The sequence below is a fragment of the Pseudomonas sp. TNT2022 ID1044 genome (genome assembly GCF_028656895.1).
GTDB lineage: Bacteria > Pseudomonadota > Gammaproteobacteria > Pseudomonadales > Pseudomonadaceae > Aquipseudomonas > Aquipseudomonas reinekei.
In genome coordinates this window covers 18,837-40,119 of the sequence record NZ_JAMDHB010000013.1, presented here as the reverse complement: position 1 = coordinate 40,119, position 21,283 = coordinate 18,837, and the positions used below count along the sequence as shown (strand labels likewise).

The 21,283-nt window shown below is 59.0% G+C and carries 25 protein-coding genes and 1 pseudogene; 10 read left to right on the top strand and 16 right to left on the bottom strand.

The annotated features are described in order from the left end of the window. Positions 1 to 42 precede the first annotated feature (42 nt). A complete protein-coding gene (locus M5G20_RS17350) occupies positions 43 to 318 on the top strand; it encodes an HU family DNA-binding protein (RefSeq protein ID WP_003213368.1) in 276 nt (91 codons plus the stop codon). 111 nt (positions 319 to 429) lie between these two features. Here the strand turns inward: M5G20_RS17350 and M5G20_RS17345 are convergent, their stop codons facing one another. From M5G20_RS17345 to M5G20_RS17325, 5 genes are read right to left on the bottom strand one after another with little or no spacing between them, the layout of a single operon-like run. Further along, on the bottom strand, positions 430 to 1,065 hold the full coding sequence (locus M5G20_RS17345) for an SCO family protein (RefSeq protein WP_273920106.1): 636 nt from the start codon (positions 1,063 to 1,065) through the stop codon (positions 430 to 432). Further along, positions 1,062 to 1,961: a heme o synthase gene (cyoE, locus tag M5G20_RS17340; protein ID WP_273920105.1), complete on the bottom strand. Its 900-nt coding sequence runs from the start codon at positions 1,959 to 1,961 to the stop codon at positions 1,062 to 1,064. Before cyoE ends, M5G20_RS17345 begins: the two co-directional genes overlap by 4 nt. Continuing rightward, a complete protein-coding gene (locus tag M5G20_RS17335; RefSeq protein WP_273920104.1) occupies positions 1,949 to 3,022 on the bottom strand; it encodes a COX15/CtaA family protein in 1,074 nt (357 codons plus the stop codon). The genes cyoE and M5G20_RS17335 overlap by 13 nt, the downstream gene beginning before the upstream one ends. A gap of 10 nt (positions 3,023 to 3,032) precedes the next feature. Beyond that, positions 3,033 to 3,626: a hypothetical protein gene (locus tag M5G20_RS17330; RefSeq protein ID WP_273920103.1), complete on the bottom strand. Its 594-nt coding sequence runs from the start codon at positions 3,624 to 3,626 to the stop codon at positions 3,033 to 3,035. Beyond that, positions 3,592 to 4,332: an SURF1 family protein gene (locus M5G20_RS17325; RefSeq protein WP_273920102.1), complete on the bottom strand. Its 741-nt coding sequence runs from the start codon at positions 4,330 to 4,332 to the stop codon at positions 3,592 to 3,594. Before M5G20_RS17325 ends, M5G20_RS17330 begins: the two co-directional genes overlap by 35 nt. A 70-nt stretch (positions 4,333 to 4,402) precedes the next feature. On the opposite strand from M5G20_RS17325, the gene M5G20_RS17320 reads away from it, so the two are divergent. Continuing rightward, on the top strand, positions 4,403 to 4,606 hold the full coding sequence (locus M5G20_RS17320; protein WP_008064738.1) for a twin transmembrane helix small protein: 204 nt from the start codon (positions 4,403 to 4,405) through the stop codon (positions 4,604 to 4,606). Between the two features lie 20 nt (positions 4,607 to 4,626). Here M5G20_RS17320 and M5G20_RS17315 read toward each other — a convergent pair whose 3' ends face one another. The 4 genes from M5G20_RS17315 to coxB all read right to left on the bottom strand — a co-directional run bounded on the left by M5G20_RS17315 (position 4,627) and on the right by coxB (position 9,011). Further along, positions 4,627 to 5,514: a cytochrome c oxidase subunit 3 gene (locus M5G20_RS17315; RefSeq protein WP_273920101.1), complete on the bottom strand. Its 888-nt coding sequence runs from the start codon at positions 5,512 to 5,514 to the stop codon at positions 4,627 to 4,629. A 25-nt stretch (positions 5,515 to 5,539) separates the two neighbouring features. Next, entirely contained in the window at positions 5,540 to 6,091 is a 552-nt protein-coding gene (locus tag M5G20_RS17310; RefSeq protein ID WP_273920099.1) for a cytochrome c oxidase assembly protein, read from the bottom strand. A 123-nt stretch (positions 6,092 to 6,214) separates the two neighbouring features. Beyond that, positions 6,215 to 7,801 (bottom strand): cytochrome c oxidase subunit I, encoded by a 1,587-nt coding sequence (ctaD, locus tag M5G20_RS17305; protein WP_075947090.1) that lies wholly within the window; start codon positions 7,799 to 7,801, stop codon positions 6,215 to 6,217. 82 nt (positions 7,802 to 7,883) lie between these two features. Beyond that, complete coding sequence (gene coxB, locus M5G20_RS17300) at positions 7,884 to 9,011, bottom strand: cytochrome c oxidase subunit II (protein ID WP_273920098.1); 1,128 nt, start codon at positions 9,009 to 9,011, stop codon at positions 7,884 to 7,886. A 369-nt stretch (positions 9,012 to 9,380) separates the two neighbouring features. On the opposite strand from coxB, the gene M5G20_RS17295 reads away from it, so the two are divergent. Continuing rightward, the gene (locus tag M5G20_RS17295; protein ID WP_273920097.1) at positions 9,381 to 10,031 is read left to right on the top strand and encodes a hypothetical protein; all 651 of its coding nucleotides are present in this window, start codon (positions 9,381 to 9,383) and stop codon (positions 10,029 to 10,031) included. Between the two features lie 58 nt (positions 10,032 to 10,089). On the opposite strand, the gene M5G20_RS17290 is transcribed toward M5G20_RS17295, so the two are convergent. The 3 genes from M5G20_RS17290 to M5G20_RS17280 all read right to left on the bottom strand — a co-directional run bounded on the left by M5G20_RS17290 (position 10,090) and on the right by M5G20_RS17280 (position 13,737). Continuing rightward, positions 10,090 to 11,616, bottom strand: a complete 1,527-nt coding sequence (locus tag M5G20_RS17290) for a SulP family inorganic anion transporter (protein ID WP_273920096.1) — start codon at positions 11,614 to 11,616, stop codon at positions 10,090 to 10,092. Positions 11,617 to 11,704: 88 nt separating this feature from the next. Beyond that, positions 11,705 to 12,436 carry a carbonic anhydrase gene (locus tag M5G20_RS17285; protein ID WP_150735826.1) on the bottom strand — a complete coding sequence of 244 codons (732 nt, stop codon included), beginning with the start codon at positions 12,434 to 12,436 and terminating at the stop codon, positions 11,705 to 11,707. A 242-nt stretch (positions 12,437 to 12,678) separates the two neighbouring features. Further along, positions 12,679 to 13,737 (bottom strand): PA0069 family radical SAM protein, encoded by a 1,059-nt coding sequence (locus M5G20_RS17280; protein ID WP_273920095.1) that lies wholly within the window; start codon positions 13,735 to 13,737, stop codon positions 12,679 to 12,681. 197 nt (positions 13,738 to 13,934) lie between these two features. Here M5G20_RS17280 and M5G20_RS17275 point away from each other — a divergent pair, with 197 nt between their 5' ends. From M5G20_RS17275 to M5G20_RS17265, 3 genes and pseudogenes are all read left to right on the top strand, one after another. Further along, positions 13,935 to 14,234 (top strand): hypothetical protein, encoded by a 300-nt coding sequence (locus tag M5G20_RS17275; RefSeq protein ID WP_273920094.1) that lies wholly within the window; start codon positions 13,935 to 13,937, stop codon positions 14,232 to 14,234. 51 nt (positions 14,235 to 14,285) lie between these two features. Then, positions 14,286 to 14,873, top strand: coding sequence for a hypothetical protein (locus tag M5G20_RS17270; protein WP_273920093.1), 588 nt, complete (start codon positions 14,286 to 14,288; stop codon positions 14,871 to 14,873). A gap of 111 nt (positions 14,874 to 14,984) precedes the next feature. Continuing rightward, a pseudogene (locus M5G20_RS17265) lies at positions 14,985 to 15,119 on the top strand (protein tyrosine phosphatase); the annotation flags it as partial. A gap of 48 nt (positions 15,120 to 15,167) precedes the next feature. Here M5G20_RS17265 and M5G20_RS17260 read toward each other — a convergent pair. After that, positions 15,168 to 15,449: a YheV family putative zinc ribbon protein gene (locus M5G20_RS17260; RefSeq protein WP_075947098.1), complete on the bottom strand. Its 282-nt coding sequence runs from the start codon at positions 15,447 to 15,449 to the stop codon at positions 15,168 to 15,170. After that, on the bottom strand, positions 15,446 to 17,524 hold the full coding sequence (gene prlC / locus M5G20_RS17255; RefSeq protein WP_273920092.1) for an oligopeptidase A: 2,079 nt from the start codon (positions 17,522 to 17,524) through the stop codon (positions 15,446 to 15,448). The genes M5G20_RS17260 and prlC overlap by 4 nt, the downstream gene beginning before the upstream one ends. Before the next feature lie 62 nt (positions 17,525 to 17,586). On the opposite strand from prlC, the gene M5G20_RS17250 reads away from it, so the two are divergent. Both M5G20_RS17250 and M5G20_RS17245 read left to right on the top strand, forming a co-directional pair. After that, positions 17,587 to 18,132: a gamma carbonic anhydrase family protein gene (locus M5G20_RS17250; protein ID WP_075947099.1), complete on the top strand. Its 546-nt coding sequence runs from the start codon at positions 17,587 to 17,589 to the stop codon at positions 18,130 to 18,132. Positions 18,133 to 18,160: 28 nt separating this feature from the next. Further along, on the top strand, positions 18,161 to 18,811 hold the full coding sequence (locus M5G20_RS17245) for an HAD family hydrolase (protein ID WP_273920091.1): 651 nt from the start codon (positions 18,161 to 18,163) through the stop codon (positions 18,809 to 18,811). A gap of 110 nt (positions 18,812 to 18,921) precedes the next feature. Here the strand turns inward: M5G20_RS17245 and M5G20_RS17240 are convergent, their stop codons facing one another. Then, the gene (locus tag M5G20_RS17240; RefSeq protein ID WP_273920090.1) at positions 18,922 to 20,013 is read right to left on the bottom strand and encodes an aminopeptidase; all 1,092 of its coding nucleotides are present in this window, start codon (positions 20,011 to 20,013) and stop codon (positions 18,922 to 18,924) included. 58 nt (positions 20,014 to 20,071) lie between these two features. Between M5G20_RS17240 and M5G20_RS17235 the strand changes: the two genes are divergently transcribed. Both M5G20_RS17235 and M5G20_RS17230 read left to right on the top strand, forming a co-directional pair. Then, on the top strand, positions 20,072 to 20,494 hold the full coding sequence (locus M5G20_RS17235; protein ID WP_273920089.1) for a PA0061/PA0062 family lipoprotein: 423 nt from the start codon (positions 20,072 to 20,074) through the stop codon (positions 20,492 to 20,494). A gap of 40 nt (positions 20,495 to 20,534) precedes the next feature. Further along, positions 20,535 to 20,954 carry a PA0061/PA0062 family lipoprotein gene (locus tag M5G20_RS17230; RefSeq protein WP_273920088.1) on the top strand — a complete coding sequence of 140 codons (420 nt, stop codon included), beginning with the start codon at positions 20,535 to 20,537 and terminating at the stop codon, positions 20,952 to 20,954. 6 nt (positions 20,955 to 20,960) lie between these two features. Here the strand turns inward: M5G20_RS17230 and M5G20_RS17225 are convergent, their stop codons facing one another. Next, entirely contained in the window at positions 20,961 to 21,194 is a 234-nt protein-coding gene (locus M5G20_RS17225) for a DUF1161 domain-containing protein (protein WP_273920087.1), read from the bottom strand. Positions 21,195 to 21,283: the final 89 nt, after the last annotated feature.

Sequence of the window (21,283 nt, the reverse complement as noted above, 5' to 3'; positions counted from 1 at the left end):
ACGGACATAACAACAAAAAACCGTCAAAGGGGCTTCACTAATATGCGTAAACCAGAACTCGCTGCAGCAATTGCTGAAAAAGCAGACCTCACCAAAGAGCAGGCCAACCGCGTTCTTAACGCCGTTCTCGAAGAAATCACCGGCGCCCTGCACCGCAAAGACAGCGTCACGCTGGTAGGCTTCGGTACCTTCCTGCAACGCCACCGCGGCGCCCGCACCGGCAAAAACCCGCAAACCGGTGAACCCGTCAAAATCAAGGCCAGCAACACCGTTGCGTTCAAGCCAGGCAAGTCGTTGAAAGACAGCGTCAATCCGTAATTGCGGTGATCTCCTTCCCGAACAGGGAGGACCGCAATAAAAAATGGGCATACCGATTAAATCGGATGCCCATTTTTTATGCCTGAAAACACGGTGTCCCTGTGGGTGCTGTTACTTGCGGTTCAGCATCACCGGCAACTGCGCGACCAACTTCACATTGTTCAACGGTGCGCGAATAAACCCGCGCTGTGTCCCGTCCGGCCCGATTACCGCCAGGTTGCCGCTGTGGTCAACGGTGTAGTTTGGCTTGCTGGTATCCGCCGGGATGAATGGAATGCTCACCGCGTTGGCCACTTTTTGCAGTTCTTCTACCGAGGTCGGCGTCAGGCCGATGAACTGTGGATCGAAGTAACCCAGATACTGCTTGAGCTGTTTCGGTGTATCGCGATTCGGGTCGACGCTGACCAGCACGATCTGCAACTTGTCCACCGCCTCCGGAGGCAGTTCGCTTTTGATCTGACGCAACTGGGCAAGGGTGGTCGGGCAGATGTCCGGGCAGAAGGTGTAGCCGAAGAACAGCAGCGACCACTTGCCCTTGAGTTCATTGATCTCGACCGGTTTGCCGTCCTGATCGGTCATCGTCACGCTCGGCAGGGTGCGGCTTTGCGGCAGCAGAATGATGCCAGCGTCGATCAGCGCCGTCGGGTCGCCCTGGCCTTTGCCGGAGAGTACTTTGTTGATGGTCAGGCCCAGGACCAGCGCGATCAGGGCGACAAGGATGAAGACGGTTTTCTGGGTTCGAGTCATAGGTTCAACAATAAGTAGTGGTCTACGAGCAGCGCGATGAACAGCAGGAACAAGTAGTAGATAGAGTACTTGAACGTGTTGATCGCCGCGTGCGGCCGAGTGCCACGGTACAGCACCACGGCCCATTGCAGGAACCTCGCGCCCAGGACGACGGCGCAGGTCAGGTACAGCAGGCCGCTCATGTGAATCACGTAGGGCAACAGGCTCACGGCCAGCAACGCGCCGGTGTAAAGCAGGATGTGCACCTTGGTGTAATGCTCGCCGTGGGTCACCGGCAACATCGGAATGTCAGCCTTGGCGTATTCCTCTTTGCGGTGGATGGCCAGCGCCCAGAAGTGCGGTGGGGTCCAGGCGAAGATGATCAGCACCAGCAGCAACGGTTCGGCGCTGACGTGACCGGTGGCAGCGGTCCAGCCGAGCAGGGGCGGTGCGGCACCGGCGAGGCCACCGATAACGATGTTCTGTGGCGTCGCGCGTTTGAGGAAGCCGGTGTAGACCACGGCATAGCCGAGCAGAGAGGCGAGGGTCAGCCATGCGGTCAGTGGATTGGTGAAGGCCAGCAACAAGGCCTGCCCCAGCAGAGCCAGCACCAGGGCAAAGGTCAGCGCGGCGGCTGGTGATACCCGGCCTTCAGCCAGGGGGCGTTTGTGGGTGCGGGCCATGACAGCATCGATCCGCCGGTCCACCACATGGTTGACCGCTGCCGCTGCGCCTGCGCACAGCGCGATCCCCAGATTGCCGAACACCAGCACGGTCCATGGCACCCCGGCGCGAGTGGCGAGGAACATCCCGACCAGCGAGGTGATGAGCATCAGCACCACCACTTTCGGCTTGGTCAGTTCCAGGTAGTCTCGCCAGATCGCCTGGCTGTGACGTTCGCCGATCAGAATCGCCATGGCATCTCTCCTTTTATTGTTATGGGCCCGGCTGAATGTTTACGCGGGCTGAAGCGCCAGCGCGAAGGTTGCTTGACCCGGACCAGACTGGTTCGGGCGTGATAATTGACCAACACCATGGTCAGCAACAGGGCGGCGCCCCCGGCGTTGTGTGCGACGGCCACCGGCAGCGGCAGATGGAACAGCACGTTGCTGATGCCCAAGGTGATTTGCGCCGCGAGGGCGACCAGTACAAGGCCCGCCAGGCGCGTCATGCCGACCGCTTTCAGTTGCCAGGCCAGACCGAGCAGCACCAGCGTCACCAGCAACGCGCCGATGCGGTGCGTGAGGTGAATCGCCGTGCGCGCATCGCTGTCCAGTTGTCCGCCGAGGTAGTTCGGGCCGATGTGCTGGGTCAGGTGAAATCCATTGGCGAAATCGGCAGGGGGCAGCCATTGGCCGTGGCAGGTCGGAAAGTCGATGCAGGCCACAGCGGCATAGTTGGAGCTGACCCAGCCACCCAGGGCGATTTGCCCGATCACCAGCAGCAGTCCGGCCGTCGCCCAGTGCTGCAAACGCCGTGGCACCGTCAATGCCGGGAGCACGCCGGAGAGGCGCAAGGTCAGCAGGAACAACAGGCTCAACGTGGCAAAACCGCCGAGCAAATGGCCGGTCACCACTTGCGGCCAAAGCTTGAGCGTCACCGTCCACATCCCGAACGCCGCTTGTGCAAACACCACCGCCAGCAGGAAGAACGGCAACTTCACCGGTTGTCCTGGATGCCGGCGATGGGTCCACGCGCGAGCGGCCAGGGCCACAATCAACAGCCCCAGCGCGCCGGCGAAGTAGCGGTGGATCATCTCGTTCCAGCCCTTGTGGGCCTCCACCGGCGTGTCCGGGAAATGCAATTCGGCATGGGCCAGTTGGGCTTCGCTTTCCGGCACGCTGATAAAACCGTAGCAGCCCGGCCAGTCCGGGCAGCCGAGGCCGGCGTGGGTCAGGCGGGTGTAGGCGCCGAGCAACACCACAATCAGTGCCAGCAAGGTGGCAAACAGCGCGAGGCGAAATCCAGGTTTGGCCATGACGATGCCCTTATCCGATGTTGGACAGTTTCAGCAGGTGACGCAGGTCATTGAGCAGATCCTTGCCTTTGACCGACGGGTCGTAGCGCAGCACCAGGTTGCCGTGGGGATCGATGATCCACAGTTGTGGTGCGGCCTGATCACCGGTGGCCTTGGTAAACATGGCGAGGTCCAGCGGATAACGTTGCAGTTGCGGGTATTCGCGGGTCAGCCTGGCCTCGTAATCGCTGTTCAACGGTTGGGCAGCGGCGATCGCATGGCTGGCGCGCCCGGCTTCGCGGCCCAGGCCGATCTGGATCTGCCGCGCCAGGTACACCAGTTGCTGACAGTCGACCGCGCAGTCCTTTGGCGCGGTCACCAGCAACTGCCAGCGCGCTTCCTCAGCCTGCACGCCGAGGTCGGCGCGGGTCTGGCCGTTGCCGATCAATTCGCCGTGATAGCTGCGACCTTCCGGCACCCAGAACTGCAGTTTGTACATGCCGGTGGCGAGGATCATCGGCCCGATCACGCCGAGCAGAATCAACAGCAACTGCACGCGTCCCTTGCGCCGGTTCACCGACGGTTTTGCCTCAGACATGCTGGGTGGATTCATGGCCGCTCCCATGGTGTTTCTCCTTTGCGTTGTGCCAGCCGAGGTAGAGATAAAGGCCGAACAGGGCGATCGACATGGCGAACCACTGCACGGCATAAGCGATATGTTTTTCCGGCCCCATGGCAACCACTGGCCAATCGGCCTGGTAAGTCGCCGGTCCGGTTTCTGCGCGTAATTCGTAGGCGAAGCCGTCACGTTCGAGGGCTGTCCAGAGCTTTGGCGGGATAACCGCCGTGACCAGTTGCGGCCAGGTCGTGGTGTCGGGATCGGCATGCAACTGGAAGGTCGCACCGGGCGGAACATAGACCCAGGCATCCAGACTCAATGCCTGGGTGGGTGTGGTGAATTGCGGTGGTGTACGCCGGTCGGGCCACGGCAGCCAGCCACGATTGACCAGCAGCCAAAGTCCGGTCGCCTGATCCTGGAACGGTTGCAGCAGCTCGACGCCGACCTTGCCGTCACGCTGGCGGTTATCCAGCAACAGGCTGTGGCTGGCGTCGAACTGGCCGTGCAGGCGAACGCGGCGAAAGGCCGGGTCTGCGCTGTGTTGCAGTTCGGTGCTGGCCATCGGTTCGGCAACCCGGCGCTCGCTGTAGGTTTGCAGCAGTGCACTTTTCTCCGCGCCCCGGCCCAATTGCCAGAACCCGAGCGACACCAGCACCGGCAGCAGCAGGCCTACCACCAATGTCGGCACAATGCCCGGCCGGAAGCGCTTCATGGCGTGGCCAGAAAGTCGGTCGGTGCGATAGCTATACTCAAGTGCATCGCTAGTCCCCCGGAGTCTCACCATGCTCAAAGCAGCCATCGTCCTGATGCTGATTGCCACGGTTGTCAGCCTGTTCAGCGGCCTGTTTTTTCTGGTCAAGGACGACAGCAGCTCGAACCGCCTCGTCATTGCCTTGAGTGTTCGTGTCGCGCTGGCCGCCATCACCGTTGGCTTGATCGCCTGGGGTTTCTTCAGCGGCCAGCTGGTTTCCCACGCCCCTTGGTAGCTGTAGGAGCGAGCTCGCTCCTACAGGACGTAAACAAATACGAACAGTCCGATCCACACCACGTCCACGAAGTGCCAGTACCAACTCGCCGCCTCGAAGCCGAACTGATGTTCGTTGTCGAAGTGCCCGCGCATGACCCGCATCAGCATCACGAACAGGATGATGGTGCCGATGGTCACGTGGGCGCCGTGGAAGCCGGTGAGCATGAAGAACGTGGCGCCGTAGATGCCCGAGCCCAGGGTCAGGCCCAGTTCCTGGTAGGCGTGGATGTACTCTTCAGCCTGGAAACCGAGGAACGCGCAGCCCAGCAACACGGTGATGGCCAGCCACAGTTTCAGCGCGCCGCGATGACCTTTTTTCAAGGCGTGGTGGGCGATGGTCACGGTGACGCTGGAACTCACCAGCAGCACGGTGTTGAGCAGCGGCAAGCCCCAAGGGCTGATGACGTCCGTGGGGGGCGGAAACAGTTTGGAATCCGGATTGTTCAGCAGAGGCCAGGTGAACTCGAAGCCCGGCCACAGCATGTGCGCGAGGCCCTTGGTACCTTCGCCGCCCAAGGCTGGCCCGGAAACGTGGCGCACATAAAACAGCGCGCCGAAGAAGGCGATGAAGAACATCACCTCCGAAAAAATGAACCAGCTCATGCCCCAGCGAAACGAGCGGTCCATCTGCGCGCTGTACAAGCCGTCGCGACTTTCCTTGATCACCGTGCCGAACCAGCCGAACAGCATGTAGGCCAGCAGCAGGCCACCGACGAAAAAAATCAGCGGGCCATGGGATTCGGGCCGCGCCGCTTTCAGATCGTTGAACCAGGTGGCCAGGCCGAACACCGTGACGAACATCCCGACTGTGGCGATGATCGGCCATTTGCTCTGGGCCGGAACGTAATAATGCTCATGAGTTGCCATTTATTGTTCTCCTTATCGGGCACGCTCAACCGCCAGTGTTTACTGCGACCGGTGGATGTCGGGCGGTGATATCGAACAGCGTGTAGGACAGCGTCAGGTGCTTCACTTCCTTGGGCATGTCACGGTCAACGATGAAACGTACCGGCATCTCGATCCGCTGCCCGGGTTGCAGCACTTGCTGGGTAAAACAGAAGCATTCGGTCTTGTGGAAATACGCCGCTGCCGCGCTCGGCGCGATGCTCGGCACGGCCTGCGCGCTCATCGGCTTGTCGGTGGGGTTGTGCGCGATGAAGATCATCTCGTTCACCGCCCCGGGGTTGGCCGTCAGTTCATCGTGCTTGGGATAGAAATCCCAGGACATGTCGGCGGAGTTGGTCGACAGGAACTGCACGCGCACTTGCCGCGAGGTATCGACCGTTTGCTCGCCTTGGTACTGACCGGCAGTCTTGCCATTGATGCCGAACGCCTTGCACATCACGTCGTAGATCGGCACCAGAGCAAATCCGAAGACAAACATCGCGACCACCACCAGCAATAGCCGCGTGACCAGCTTCTTCATCGAAATCGAATCAGCCATGACTCCAAACCTCCGCCGAAATTCCTGTAGGAGCCGGCTTGCTGGCGATGCAGGCACCGCGGTCTGTCTGATGAACCGCGTTATCGTTCATCGCCAGCAAGCCGGCTCCTACAAGGGCCATGTTCATTTCACTTCCGGCGGCGTGGTGAAGGTGTGATACGGCGCCGGTGACGGAATGCTCCACTCCAGCCCTTCAGCCCCATCCCAGGGTTTGGCCGGTGCCGGCGGGCCGCCGCGAATGGTCTTGATCACGATGAACAGGAAGAAAATCTGCGTGGCGCCGAACATGAAGGCACCGATCGACGACACCATGTTGAAGTCGGCGAATTGCAGGTTGTAGTCCGGAATCCGCCGTGGCATGCCGGCCAGGCCCACGAAGTGCATCGGGAAGAAAGCCATGTTCATGCCGATGAACGACAGCCAGAAGTGCAGCTTGCCGAGGGTTTCGTCGTACATGTGACCTGTCCACTTCGGCATCCAGTAGTACGCCGAAGCGAAGATCCCGAAGATCGCGCCCGGCACCAGCACATAGTGGAAGTGCGCGACCACGAAGTAAGTGTCCTGGTACTGGAAGTCCGCCGGGGCGATGGCCAGCATCAGCCCGGAGAACCCGCCGATGGAAAACAGGATCACGAACGCCACCGCAAACAGCATCGGTGTCTCGAAGGTCAGTGAGCCTTGCCACATGGTGCTGGCCCAGTTGAACACCTTCACGCCCGTTGGCACCGCGATCAGCAGCGTGGCGTACATGAAGAACAGCTCGCCCACCAGCGGAATGCCGACCACGAACATGTGGTGCGCCCAGACGATGAACGACAGGAACGCAATACTGGCCGTGGCGTAGACCATCGAGGTGTAGCCGAACAGCGGCTTGCGCGAAAAGGTCGGGATGATCGAGCTGACGGCACCGAAGGCCGGCAGGATCATGATGTACACCTCGGGGTGACCGAAGAACCAGAACACGTGCTGGAACAGCACCGGGTCACCGCCGCCGGCAGCACTGAAGAAGCTGGTGCCGAAGTGGATGTCCATCAGCATCATCGTCACGCACCCGGCCAGCACCGGCATCACCGCGATCAGCAGGAACGCGGTGATCAGCCAGGTCCAGACGAACAGCGGCATTTTCATCAGCGTCATGCCGGGGGCGCGCAGGTTGAGGATGGTGGCAATCACGTTGATCGCCCCCATGATCGAACTGATCCCCATCAAGTGGATGGCGAAGATGAAGAACGTCACGCTTTCCGGCGCATAGGTCGTGGACAGCGGCGCGTAGAACGTCCAGCCAAAGTTCGGCCCGCCTCCCGGGGTGAACAGGGTCGAAACCAGCATGATGAACGCCGCTGGCAGGAGCCAGAAGCTGAAGTTGTTCATCCGTGGCAGGGCCATGTCCGGCGCGCCGACCATCAGCGGAATCATCCAGTTGGCGAGGCCGACGAACGCCGGCATCACCGCGCCGAAGACCATCACCAGGCCGTGCATGGTGGTCATCTGGTTGAAAAATTCCGGCTGGACGATTTGCAGGCCCGGCTGGAACAACTCGGCGCGAATCACCATCGCGAACGAGCCGCCGAGCAGGAACATGGAAAACGCGAACCACAGGTACAGCGTGCCGATGTCCTTGTGGTTGGTGGTCAGCACCCAACGCATCAGGCCTTTGGCAGGGCCGTGGGCGTGGTCGGCATGACCGTGGTCATCGATTACGGCGCTCATGGCCTGTCTCCTTTAACCGGATGGGCTGGGCAGGCCGGGGCGCAGTGCCCCGACCGGTTCCTGAGGTGAGCAATGGACCGGGTCATTTGCTTTCCGCCTGTTTCAGCTCAAGCACTTCTTTCGGAGTGACCATGTCGCCCTTGTTGTTGCCCCAGGCGTTACGTTCGTAGGTCACGACCGCCGCAATATCGACTTCCGAGAGCTGCTTGCCGAACGCCGCCATGGAGGTGCCGGGCTTGCCGTGGAAGACAATGCTCAGGTGATCCTTGATCGGTCCGGTGGCAATTTTCGAGCCCTTGAGTGCCGGGAACATCGGCGGCAGACCTTGACCCTCGGCCTGGTGACAGGCCACGCAAGTGGTGTGATAGACCTTGTCGCCACGCTCCTTGAGCTCGTCGAGGGTCCATTCCTTGCTGGTCAGCTCTTTGAGCTGCGCGGCTTCTGCCTTGCGCTCACCCAGCCATTTCTCGTAGTCAGCCTTTTCCTTGACCTCGACCACGATCGGCATGAACCCATGGTCCTTGCCGCACAGCTCGGCGCACTGGCCACGGTAAATGCCGGGCTTTTCAACACGGGTCCAGGCTTCGTTGACGAACCCCGGAATCGCATCGCGCTTGACCGCGAAGGCCGGCACCCACCATGAGTGGATCACGTCGGCGGAGGTCACGAGGAAGCGCACTTTGGCGCCGATCGGCAGCACCAACGGCTTGTCGACCTCGAGCAGGTAGTGCTCGCCCTTGGCTTCCTTGTTGTGGATCTGGTCGGCGGGGGTGGCCAGGTTGCTGAAGAACTCGACGTCCTGGCCCAGGTATTTGTAGTGCCATTTCCATTGATAGCCGGTGACCTGGATATCGATGTCCGGCTCACTGGCGTCGTACATCTTGATCAGGGTCGCCGTCGCGGGAACCGCCATGGCTACCAGGATGATGAAGGGCACGATGGTCCAGAGAATTTCGACGGTGGTGCTTTCATGAAACTTGGCCGCCTCCTGCCCGGTCGAGCGGCGGTGCAGGATCATCGACCAGAACATGGCACCAAAGACGATGATGCCGATCACCACACAGATCCAGAAAATGGTCATGTGCAGGTCAAACACAGCGTGACTGATTTCAGTCGCTCCAGGCGCCATATTCACAGTCCAGGCGGCTTGCGCCTGGCTGAAAACCGACCACAACAGGAGGCCCATCCAGACATGTGGATGTCGCATCATTGCGGGTTCCCCTTATCGTTCTTGTTATCCCGCCGGCTTTCACCTGCGGCAAGGGAGCGGCTGCATCAGACTACGAACTTGAGCACCGGGCCTTGCTGCATATGCAGTCGGGCGTCATCAGCTAACTCCATTCCAACCCGAGTATAGACAGCTGCTCCCACCTCGCAATGCGAAGGCGTAAATCAGCTGAAACAGCATTAACTTGCGTTGCAGGGCATGAATGGAGAAGGATGCAGACGAGTGGTGGCAAACCGATATAACGGGGGCGTCTCAAGGATGAAATAATTATGACAAATGCGTCTTAGCATTTTTCGTAAGCCAGCTAAGTTATGTCTTCCCTATTTCATTGCCTTGTTTCCTGGAGTTTTCATGAACACCGCCGCATTGCGCGAGCAGATCCAAAAAGCCCAACAACACGAAGCCGAGACCAGCCTGCTGACCCGTCAGCTGGAATCCAAATTGCCTCATTTACACCCGGCGATCCGTTTGCCGGAAGCGGACGCCAACGGCGTAATGACGCGTTTCGTCGCCGCCTACATTGATGAAGTTCCTGATCTGCTGGATGCAGCCAATGAAGTCGCCAGGGAAGCGGGTATCGAGTCACAGATCAAACCGGTGCTGAAAATCGCCGAACAGTACTTCCTCCAGCCGCCAGCCATCATGGCCGGTCATGTCGGGCTCGACAGCCTGCTGGACGAGGCCTATCTGGCGCATCGCTTTGTCGAAGAGGTCAACGACCTGTACATCAAGCATTTCGGCCAGCCACTGATCCCCTTGGACATGACTGTCGCCAACCTGATTGCTCACCAGTTGATCGGTGAGGAATTTGCCAACCAACTCGATGAGGTCGTGCATCACGCCTTCGACGAAATGCTGAGCGAGGAGAGTTTCGCGCTGGAGTCGGTGGAAGCCTATCGCGAGAAGCTGAGCAGCCCAGAGACCGGCGCCGCGTGGAAGCGCTGGCCATGCATGTCGCGCCGTCTGGGCGTAGGCCTGGAGCTGGATCAGACGGTCGCTTGAATTTCAGGCGACACTGTTCCCTTGTGGGAGCGAGCAAACTCGCCCCCACAAGGGATCTTCAGCCAGCCGCACCTATGCCAGTGTTAGTCCGTACTCGTCCCTCAAGCCTGCGCTTCAACCCTCGAGACTCAATCAACAGCTTCGAACCCTTGGCCGCATTAGCCCGGCCCCATTCCTCCAGCAACTCCAGGCACGAGTGGTCGATGTAGTTCAGGTTATTGAGCGGCACATGCACCGTCGCGCCTGCGGGAATGCTCCCCAGCACCTTGGTCAGCGCGGGCACTTTAAGAAACGTCGCCGCGCCCACCAGACGCAACTCCATCTCGCCGTCCTGCGGCAGGTCGATCAGGCTGATTTTCAACCGTGAAGCCTTCAGCGCCAGTTTCACCAGCGTCAGACCGAAACCGATCAGCACACCGGTCAGCAAATCAGTGAAGACGATGGCCAGTGCGGTAGCGGCATAGGTGAACATCGGCATCCGACCGTAGCGTCCGAGGCCGCGAAAGGCCTTGAGGTCCACCAGCTTGAAGCCGGTGTACACCAGCACACCGGCCAGGCTGGCCACCGGAATGCTTTGCAGCACGCTCGACAGCAGCAATACGAACGCCAGCAGCCACAGCCCATGGAATATCGTCGAGTAACGTGTGGTGGCGCCGGCCTGGACGTTGGCCGAGCTGCGGACGATAACGCCGGTCATCGGCAGGGCGCCGAGCAGGCCGCAGAGCATGTTGCCGACACCTTGCGCCGACAGTTCCCGGTCGAAGTCCGAGCGCTGGCCGCTGTGCATCCGGTCTACCGCGGCAGCCGAGAGCAGGGTTTCGGCACTGGCGATGAAAGCCACGGCGAAGGCAGCGATGAGCAGGGTAGGGTCTGCCAGATTGAGCAGGTCTGCCGGGCGCAGCCAATCAATGGCTTCCCACAGGTTGGCCGGCACTTCCACCCGTTTGACCTGCAACGACAGGAGCAGGCTGGCGGTGGTGGCAAGTCCGACGCCGAGCAGGGCCCCTGGAATAAAGCGCAGGGAGTGCGGGCGCAGTTTTTCCCACAGCCACATCACGGCGATGGTCGATAACCCGAGCAGCCCGGCCTGCCAGCCAACGGACGGTAAGGCCTGGGCCACTGCGGCGGGGAAGGTCGCGAGGTTATCCAGCCCCGACGGTTTTGGCGCTGCATCGAGCATCACATGGACCTGTGACAGGACGATCAATACCCCGATCCCGGCCAGCATGCCGTACACAACGGCGGGCGCTGTCACACGGAACCAGCAGCCCAGTTTCAAGCGGCCGGCCACCAGTTGCAGGAAACCTGCGAGCAGCAAGATCGGCCCGAGCATGGCCACGCCATGCTGGCGCACCAGTTCGAACACCAGCACCGCCAGGCCGGCGGCAGGGCCACTCACTTGCAACGGCGAACCGGCCAGCCAGCCCACCACCAAACCACCGATAATCCCGGTGATCAGGCCTTTGGCCGGAGGCAACCCAGACGCGATCGCAATGCCCATGCACAGCGGCAGGGCGACCAGGAAAACGACCACAGAAGCCAACAGCTCCCGTGGCAAAACAGCTTTGAATTGCGCAGCACGCATGGTGATTCTCCCGAAGTTTTCTTCAGGCATGGCGAAGCCGGGCTGCCTGATCGGCAGCCTCGACTGTTCCACACAGATTTAGGAGGTTTTAGAAGCGCGCTTTGGGCGTCGCCACCGGAAGGGGCAGGCTGCCATTGAGCGGCAGGAAACATCCCTGATCGGCGTCGTAGGCTTTGATTTCGCTGGTTTCGATGTTGTAGACCCAACCGTGGATAAACAACTGACCGTTAGCCATCCGCGAGGCCACCGATGGGTGAGTGCGCAAGTGCTGCAATTGGGCGATGACATTCTCTTCAGTGAGGATGTGCATGCTTTCGCTTTCATTCGCGCAGTTGCAGTTGTCCTGGACCATGGTCTTCGCCACTTCCGCATGCCGCAGCCAGGCTTTGACCGTGGGCATTTTTTCCAGGCTTTGGGGGTTGAGCACCGCGCGCATCGCGCCGCAGTCGGAGTGCCCGCAGATAATGATGTGATGCACGCCGAGGGCCAGTACGGCGTATTCGATAGCCGTGGAAACACCGCCGTTCATTTGTCCGTAAGGGGGGACGACGTTGCCGACATTACGGGTGACGAACAGATCGCCGGGGGAGCTTTGGGTGATCAATTCAGGAACGATGCGCGAATCGGCGCAGGCGATGAACATGGCGCGCGGCCGTTGGGCCGTGGCGAGTTTTTTGAAGAGTTCTTCCTGCTGCGGAAAAATCTCGTGATGAAAATGCAAAAAGCCGTCAACGATATGCTGCAGCGCTGCATCGGCGGTTTCCGCCTCGGGTTGGGCGGAAGCCGACGCAGCCAACGGCTGTTTATCCTTGTCACTCATGATTCATCCTCTTTGGCGGAGTCAGGGAATTTTCCGTGAAGTCCGGTGTGAAGCCAGTGGCTGTACAAAAAACATCCAGGTCGAAGACCTCGACCCGTCAGTCACTCGATGAACAAGGTAGCGGCCGAATCTTAACTCAAACTGAATAAAGCGCTCTAGAACGTGTGTTCCAGGTCACAAAAAACGTGACTGGGCTAATCTTCGAGGGCGTTCTTCAATACTCAACGATAGGCCAATTGTCCTCAAATCAGTGACATTTGGCGACCCGGCGGACAAAAGGCGTCGCAGTCCAGGTTGAAACCCTCTCGATGATTGAGTCCAAGGCGCTTGATGGTCTTGGCAAAACGCTGCGCCAGCAAGTCGGCAAAGGGGCCTTCTCCGCGCATTCGTGCGCCAAAGCGGCTGTCGTACAACCCGCCGCCGCGGCTCTGGCGAATCAGGCTCAGTACATGCGCTGCCCTTTGAGGGTAGTGGGCGGCCAACCATTCTTCGAACAACGGCGCCACCTCCAGCGGCAGGCGCAACATCATGTAAGCAGCGCTTTGCGCCCCGGCTGCCTGGGCTTCGGTGAGCAGGCTTTCGAGTTCGCTGTCGTTGATCATCGGAATCATCGGTGAACACAGCACCCCCACCGGGATTCCGGCCTCGCGCATGACCCTGATCGCCCGCAACCGGGCCTTGGGCGCTGCGGCGCGCGGTTCGAGGGTGCGTTTGAGCTCGTCGTCCAGCGTGGTCAGGCTGATCATCACCGCCACCAACCGTTGTCGAGCGAGTTCGGCCAGCAGATCGAGGTCGCGCAAAATCAACGAGCCTTTGGTGACGATGGTCACTGGATGCCGGTAACGCAGCAGCACTTCGAGGGTTTGCCGGGTGATCTTGTACTCGCGCTCGATCGGCTGATACGGATCGGTGTTGGAGCCGAGGTTGATCGGCGCGCATTGATAACCGCGTTTGGACAGCTGTTGTTCCAGCACCTCCACGGCATTGGTTTTGGCGATCAGCCTGGTTTCGAAATCCAGCCCCGGCGACATGTCCCAATAGGCATGACTGGGACGCGCATAGCAATAAATGCATCCGTGCTCGCAACCGCGATAGGGATTGATCGAGCGATCGAAAGGCAGGTCCGGCGAGTTATTGCGGGTGATGATGGTTTTCGCCGTCTCGATACGCACCTCGGTGCCTTGGGTCGTTGGCACTTCCTGATACCAGCCGTCGTCCTCGGCCACCGAACGATGGGGGGCGAAACGGTTCTGCGGGTTGGTCGCGGTGCCGCGACCGCGTGGGGGCAATGGCGTATGCATGGGCAAGATCCGGATGCTGTATGTGCATACAGTATCGCGGGAACCGTCGGCATGCCACTGCCGTTCGGCACCTTTTACTTTAAATGTCGCTCAGGCAATTAAGCGAAACATATAAAGTCTGGTTTGTATGGAGCGAATATCGGTATTGTTTTCTCGCGGTAAACTTAAAAATTAATATCAATTAAAGGGATTTAATAATGTCGTATTTTAATCGTCGTGGCATCTTTCTTCAAAAGCTTGGCCCGACTATCGTCGATCCGGATGAAGTTCTGGTTTCCATGCAATTTGCTCTTAAAGAGTCGCTTCAGGATGAAGATGGCGTGTCGACAGACACGTTGCTGGACTCCAGCATCTTCATTGCCTCGTCTTACGATGGTGGAAAGTCTTTCAGCCTTGGCCAGGCAAGAGACGTAGATGGAGATGGCGACATCGATCATGACGACAAAGCAAAGATGCTGGCATTGGCCGCGGCCTACGCGAGTATTGTCAATCCGTAATGGACACTTGCCGTTTCAACGAAGCAGGTAAGGTGGACAGCGAGAATCATCATGTGGAAACCCGATAAAGAAGGTGTGTATCTTCAGCGTGTAGAAACCAATGAAGGTCATAAAATAATTATAAAGTTGGTACGGGCGCTAACTGATAATATGGATAGCCTGAAGCAGTTAGAGCATTCTGGAAAAGTAATAAGCATGTCGTTGCATATAGCATTTGACGGTGCAGAAAAGTATAAACTCGATTTCGATCCTTGGTCGGATATCAATGTCATTGCGGATGGAAGCATTGATGAGAAGGATGTCAGCGCAATAACCGAAGTTGGACTTTCGTTTTATCGGCAGCAAGTCATAAGCCCGGAGTATGGCGTTTTTCTTTTTCTGAATGACGTTGATCTTGTCGAGGTTTTTGACCCTGCGAACCCCATCGAGCCTGTCACACCATTGAGACACGCCGTTCGAATTGAAGCGCTTGATCTGGACGATACTGAGGAACCGGAACTCGACGCATCTTTTTACGCCACATCTAATGATGAAGGTGCCACTTTTGCAGTCAGGAAAATTAACGCCCACACTTACAATTTGATAGAAACGCCCGGTCTGTCAGACTTGGTCAGAGCTTTTTTCAAGCTGAAGTTATAAGACTGAGTCGCTTGAAGTCTGTCGGGTGCCCTGACGTTTTGTCACGCGGTCCCGGCAGCAGCCTTTCACACTTAATTCGCGCCTGCCTGACAGGTCTTTGACCGCTCAGGCAAGGAGGGTGTTCGTTACATGATGCAGGCGGACATCGATAAGCTGCGAACTGCGCTGATCAACGGCGATTGCAGCACGAGCCCGTTCGTGGCGTGCTTGATGAAACACTGGTTCCAATCGGCGCATGTCGAGTAGCAACGCCTCCCACTGCATTGCGCAGTGGAAGGCGTTCTCAACTGAGAACTACTCTTCAGTTTTCTTTTTCAGCTTCGGGTTCGGGAAAAACTGTACGGCCTGAACCTTGGTATCCGGCGCTTTCAGCGCAGACGTATTGACCCGCGTGCCCAATTCCTTGGGCACAGACAGACCTTGTTCATTCAGCGTATCGGAATAACCGCAAGCCACACACTCACGGTGCGGCACGCTGTCTTCGTTCCACATCATCAGCTTGTCCGGCTCGCTGCAGGCCGGGCAAACCGCCCCGGCGATAAAGCGTCGTTTGGTAATCACGGGACCCTCACTCATGCTGCCGCGTCCTCACTCAGGCCGCTGTGGCGCAAGAGTGCGTCAATCGAAGGCTCACGGCCACGGAAGTCGACGAACAACACCATCGGCTCCTGGGAACCACCGCGCGCGAGGATCGCTTCACGGAATGCGCGGCCAGTAGTGGCGTTGAGCACGCCTTCTTCCTCGAACTTCGAGAACGCATCGGCGGACAGCACTTCTGCCCATTTATAGCTGTAGTAGCCCGCGGCATAACCACCGGCGAAGATGTGCGCAAAGCTGTTGGGGAAGCGGTTGTAGGCTGGCGGACGCATGACCGAAACCTCGTCACGCACGCCTTCAAGCACTTGCAGCACACTGCGACCGTCGCCGTGGGTGGCGTGCAGCTCGAAGTCGAACAGCGAGAACTCCAGCTGGCGGACCATCATCAGGCCGGACTGGAAGTTTTTCGCTGCGAGCATCTTCTGCAGCAGGTCCTGTGGAAGTGGCTCGCCGGTCTCGTAATGACCGGAAATCAGCGCCAGGCCTTCCGGCTCCCAGCACCAGTTTTCCATGAACTGGCTTGGCAGCTCGACCGCATCCCAGGCCACACCGTTAATGCCGGAAACCCCGGCGTGTTCGACGCGAGTCAGCAAGTGATGCAGACCATGACCGAACTCATGGAACAGGGTGGTCACTTCATCGTGGGTCAGCAGGGCGGGCTTGCCGCTGTCAGCCGGAGTGAAGTTGCAGACCAGGTTGGCCACCGGGCTTTGCAGTACACCTTCGGCGGTGCGGCGACGGTCGCGGGCGCCATCCATCCAGGCACCGCCACGCTTGTTGGCGCGGGCGTAAAGGTCGAAGAAGAAGCGACCGACGTGCTGGCCGTTTTCCTTGATCTCGAACAGGCGTACATCCGGGTGCCAGGTGTCGAAACCTTTCTGCTCGGCGATCTCGATGCCGTACAGACGTTGCACAATCGCGAACAGACCGCCCAGCACTTTATCGATCGGGAAGTAGGCGCGAAGGGCTTCCTGGGCAACGCTGTAACGTTGCTCGCGAAGTTTTTCGCCGTAGAAACCGCTGTCCCAGCTTTGCAGATCCGGGCAGCCCTGCTCGGCGGCGTAAGCCTTGAGCTGTTGCAAGTCCTGCGCGGCGAACGGCTTGCTGCGCTTGGCCAGGTCGCGCAGGAAACTCAGCACTTGATCGCTCGACTCGGCCATTTTGGTCGCCAGGCTCAACTCCGAGAAACTGCCGAACCCCAGCAGTCTTGCCAACTCCTGACGCAGGTCGAGGATTTCTTCCATGACCGGGCCATTATCGTTCTGACCGGCATTCGGGCCCTGGTCCGACGCGCGGGTGCAGTAGGCGGCGTAGACTTCTTCGCGCAATGCACGGTCGTGGGCGTAGGTCATCACCGCGTAGTAGCTCGGGAATTCCAGGGTGATCAGCCAGCCATCCAGCTCTTTGGCTTGCGCGGCGGCGGCCATTTGCGCCTTGGCCGAATCGGTCAGGCCGGCGAGGGCGGCTTCATCGGTGATGTGCTTGGTCCAGGCCTGGGTCGCGTCGAGCAACTGGTTGGAGAAGCGGCTGCCGAGCTCGGACAATTTGCTCTGCACTTCGGCGTAGCGCTTTTGTTCTGCTTCCGGCAGGTCGATACCCGACAGACGGAAGTCGCGCAGGGCGTGTTCCAGGATGGTTTTTTGCGCGACGTCGAAACCGGCGGCTTCCGGGCTGTTGGCCAGGGCTTCATAGGCCTGGAACAGTTCACGGTTCTGGCCCATTTCGGTGGAGTAGGCGCTCAAGGCCGGCAGGCATGACTCGTAGGCTTCGCGCAGTTCGGCGCTGTTGCACACGGCATTCAAGTGGCTGACCGGGCTCCAGGCGGCGCCCAGGCGATCGTTGAGCTCGTCCATCGCCAGCACCAGGCCGGCCCAGGTCGGTTGTTTGCCCTGGGTCTTGAGGATCTCGATAATGGCGGCGCGGTTGTCAGCCAGGATCTGTTCAATGGCCGGTTGCACATGCTCGGCACGGATCGCGGAGAACGGCGGCAGGTCGTAGGACTGCAAAAGAGGGTTGTTCACGCTCACGGTTGGCACCTTGGCTGGAAGAAACATGCAGCCATCTTAATTACAATCGACGTTCACCGCAGCTATCAGCAACAGAGAGAAACCCTATCGTGAATCTTCGCAAGTATCAGAACCACACGCCGCTGCTGGGCAAAGGCGCTTTTGTCGACCGCTCGGCGGTGGTGATCGGTGACGTCGAAATCGGCGAAGACAGCTCGGTATGGCCATTGACGGTGATCCGCGGCGACATGCACCGCATCCGCATCGGTGCGCGCACCAGCGTGCAGGACGGCTGCGTGTTGCACATCACCCATGCCGGGCCGTTCAACCCTGACGGTTTCCCGCTGCTGATCGGCGATGACGTGACCATCGCCCACAAAGTCATGCTGCACGGTTGCAGCGTAGGCAGCCGGGTGTTGATCGGCATGGGCAGCATCGTCATGGACGGCGCGGTGGTTGGCGACGATGTGATCATTGGTGCCGGCAGTCTGGTGCCTCCGGGCAAGCGCCTGGAAAGCGGCTTTTTGTATGTGGGCAGTCCGGTGAAGCAGGTGCGACCCCTGACCGACAAGGAACAAGCCTTTTTCACTTACAGCGCGGCGAACTACGTGAAGCTCAAGGATCTGCATCTGGCCGAAGGCTACGACCAAATCTGAAACGCTTCTCTATTGCCCAGGAATTTTCATGCATTACCAAACCGTTTTATTTGACCTCGACGGCACGCTGACCGACCCGCGCGAAGGCATCACGCGTTCGATTCAGTTCGCCTTGAGCAAGCTCGGCATCGATGAGCCCGACCTGACCCGGCTCGAGCACTTCATCGGCCCGCCGTTGTTGCAGGCATTCATGCAGTTCTATGACTTTGATGAGCCGAAGGCCTGGGAAGCGGTGAATTTTTATCGGGAGCGTTTCAAAGTCACCGGTCTGTACGAAAACCGCGTGTTCGACGGCGTCACACCACTATTGGAAACCCTCAGCGGGCAAGGACGGCAGCTGTACATCGCCACCTCCAAGCCGTGGGTGTTTGCCCGTGAGATCGCCCGGCATTTCGACTTCGCCAAGCACTTCAAGGTGATTTATGGGAGTGAACTCGATGGCACCCGCACCAACAAAGTCGAGCTGATCGCGCACTTGATGGCCGAGGAAGGCCTGGACCCGGCCAGCACGCTGATGATCGGCGACCGCAAGCACGACCTGATCGGTGCGCGTAGTAATGGCCTGGACGCGGCCGCGGTAGGGTATGGGTTTGGCAGTCGGGAAGAGCTGAGCGCTGAAGCACCGGCCTATCATTTTGAAACGCTGGACGAGATGCATCAGGCGTTTTTGCAGCGCTAGTCAGTACGCCATCGCGGGCAAGCCCGCTCCCACAGAGTCCGTGTCAGCCAGACCTTTTTGGATAAACACCTAACTCCTGTGGGAGCGGGCTTGCCCGCGATGAGGACCTATCAGCCACTGATGTTCTTTGATTCCAATAACACTTTGAGCGCCACTTTGCGTTCATCTACCGGCAATGCCCCCAGCTTCTGCGCAGCCGCATAAAATTTCACCCAATCGCGGCCCTCCTTCTGGAACAGCGCAGCAAATGCCGGCACCCACTGGTCATACAGGCCAAACGGCAACAACCGTGCATTGTTCATCGGCGCATTGATCCAGGCGTCGTAACGTTTGTCCCCGGCCCATTGGCGGTCACGCATCTGACGGTATTCGCTGCGCAAATGCTCGAACTCCGCCGCTTTGCGTTGACGCATTTGCTCAGGCGGCAATGGCTGGGCGTAGAGTTTTTCAAGGCGGGTTCGGCTGTCCAGAACCAGTTGAGTGAACTGATCCCGTTGCTGCGCCTTCGCTCCGCTTTCCGGTGGCAGGTGACGGTATGCGCGCCATTGACGGGTGCCTTCCTGCTCGACGAAGGTGGCGAATGACTCGTTGAACTCTGTGTCGTCCTGCACATATAAGCGTTGATGCGCCAGTTCGTGAAAGATCAGCGTGGCCAGGCGTTCGTCGCCCCAGCCCATCATCGAACTCATGATCGGATCATCGAACCAGCCCAGCGTCGAATACGCTTCGACGCCGCCAATCGACACGTCCAGGCCTTGCAGGCGCTGCAACGCCGCTTCACCGCGAGCCGCGCTCTGGCTGTAATAGCCGCGATAGGCCACGCAGCCGGCAATGGGGAAACAGTGATTTTGTGGCTTCAGGGAAAATTCCGGTGTAGCGAACACGTTCCAGACTACATAAGGGCGGCCTATGTCAGCGTACAAACGGTAACTCTGGTTATCCGGCAGGTGCAGCTGTTGGCTGGCGAACGTCCGGGCCCGTTGCGATTCGGCCAGATGTGCACGCAGTTTCTGATCGCGCTGTGGGTCGACAATGACCTCGGAAACCGGCTCCCGTGCCCGCAACAGTTGCATCTGACCACTGGCCAGCTGGCTGTAGTAGCTGATGCTGGAGCAACCGTTGAGCAACAAAAACAACACACCCGGAAACAAAACGCGCAAAACGCGATCAAGTAACCCAAGGCTTGGATGCGGCCTGATCAAAATAAAAATCTCTGGAGAGTCTGCTCGCAAGACTATCCCGCTTGACTGGAGCTCCGCTATGCGCAAGTTGATGCTGACGGGAGGCCTGCTGATGCTGGCCGGTTGTGCCGGGTTCGGATTACCTCACCATGATCCGACGCAGGCATGGATCGATCTGGAGTCGCATCAGCAAGACACGGCCCTGCTGGCGGTGGAGGTGGACAACAAAGCGGCCACCGACAAGCGTTACTTCGAGGTGCAGCCGGGCAGCCATGAGTTGACGGTTCGCTACCAGTTCCCGGTTGAGCCCACCAACATCGGCCCCGGTGCCGAGCCGCTGTGGCGTGATTGTCAGATGAACGTGATATTCAAAGACTTCAATGCCGGTGAACGTTACCAACTGCAAGCGGGGAACATTGGCTTTCGTCCGTGGGCCAAACTTTACGATCAGCAGCGAAAAGTCATAGGACAGGGCACGCCGGCAGGCTGCCAACGCACTTGATCGGCGCTATTCTGATTATTCAGACATCGGGATACTCATCATGCGCAGGTTGATGCTGTTACTGACCGCAACTGCGGTCGCCGGCTGTTCGGCGCCGATGCCGGCCGCTAATCCGCAAATGGCGTGGGTCGACTTCTCCACGCCTTTCCCAAACGACAAATTGCTGATGGCCGAGCGACTGGACAATCAGCGCTTGCGCGAAGGGCGTTATTTTCAGGTCACACCCGGTAGTCATGAGCTGACGGTTCGCTTCGATTTTGAAGTGCCTGGCGGAGGCGCGGACCTGTTCAACGGTTCCACGGAACGGCTGTGCTACATGATCATCAAGTACGATCATTTCGAAGCGGGTCAGCGTTACGTGTTGCAAGCCCGCTCCATGGCATTCACCCCGCAGGCGCGCCTGTATAACGCCAAACGTGAGATCGTCGCTGAAGAGCGCCAGATCAACTGTGTGCCGTGAAGTCGGTCAGCGATCGTTCTTCTGGTAGATGATTTTCTTGGTGCCGCCTTCGCAAGAGCCGACGACCATGTTCTGGTCGTGCACTTCGTCATTAGTGACGATTTCCAGGGTGTAGGAAGCAACCTTTTGGGCCTGGATCTTGGCTTCGATTTCGGCCTTGAGTTCTTCACAGGGTTTAGGTGCGGCAAAGGCCGATGTGGCCAGTGCGCAACAGATAACCGCCAAGGCAAAACGTTTCATGGTTGAAGCTCCCTTGAGGCAGCGCGCATGGGGTATGCGTTTTTGCCGCTGTCATTTATTCGACCATGATTTTGCGCGTGTTGTTTTGT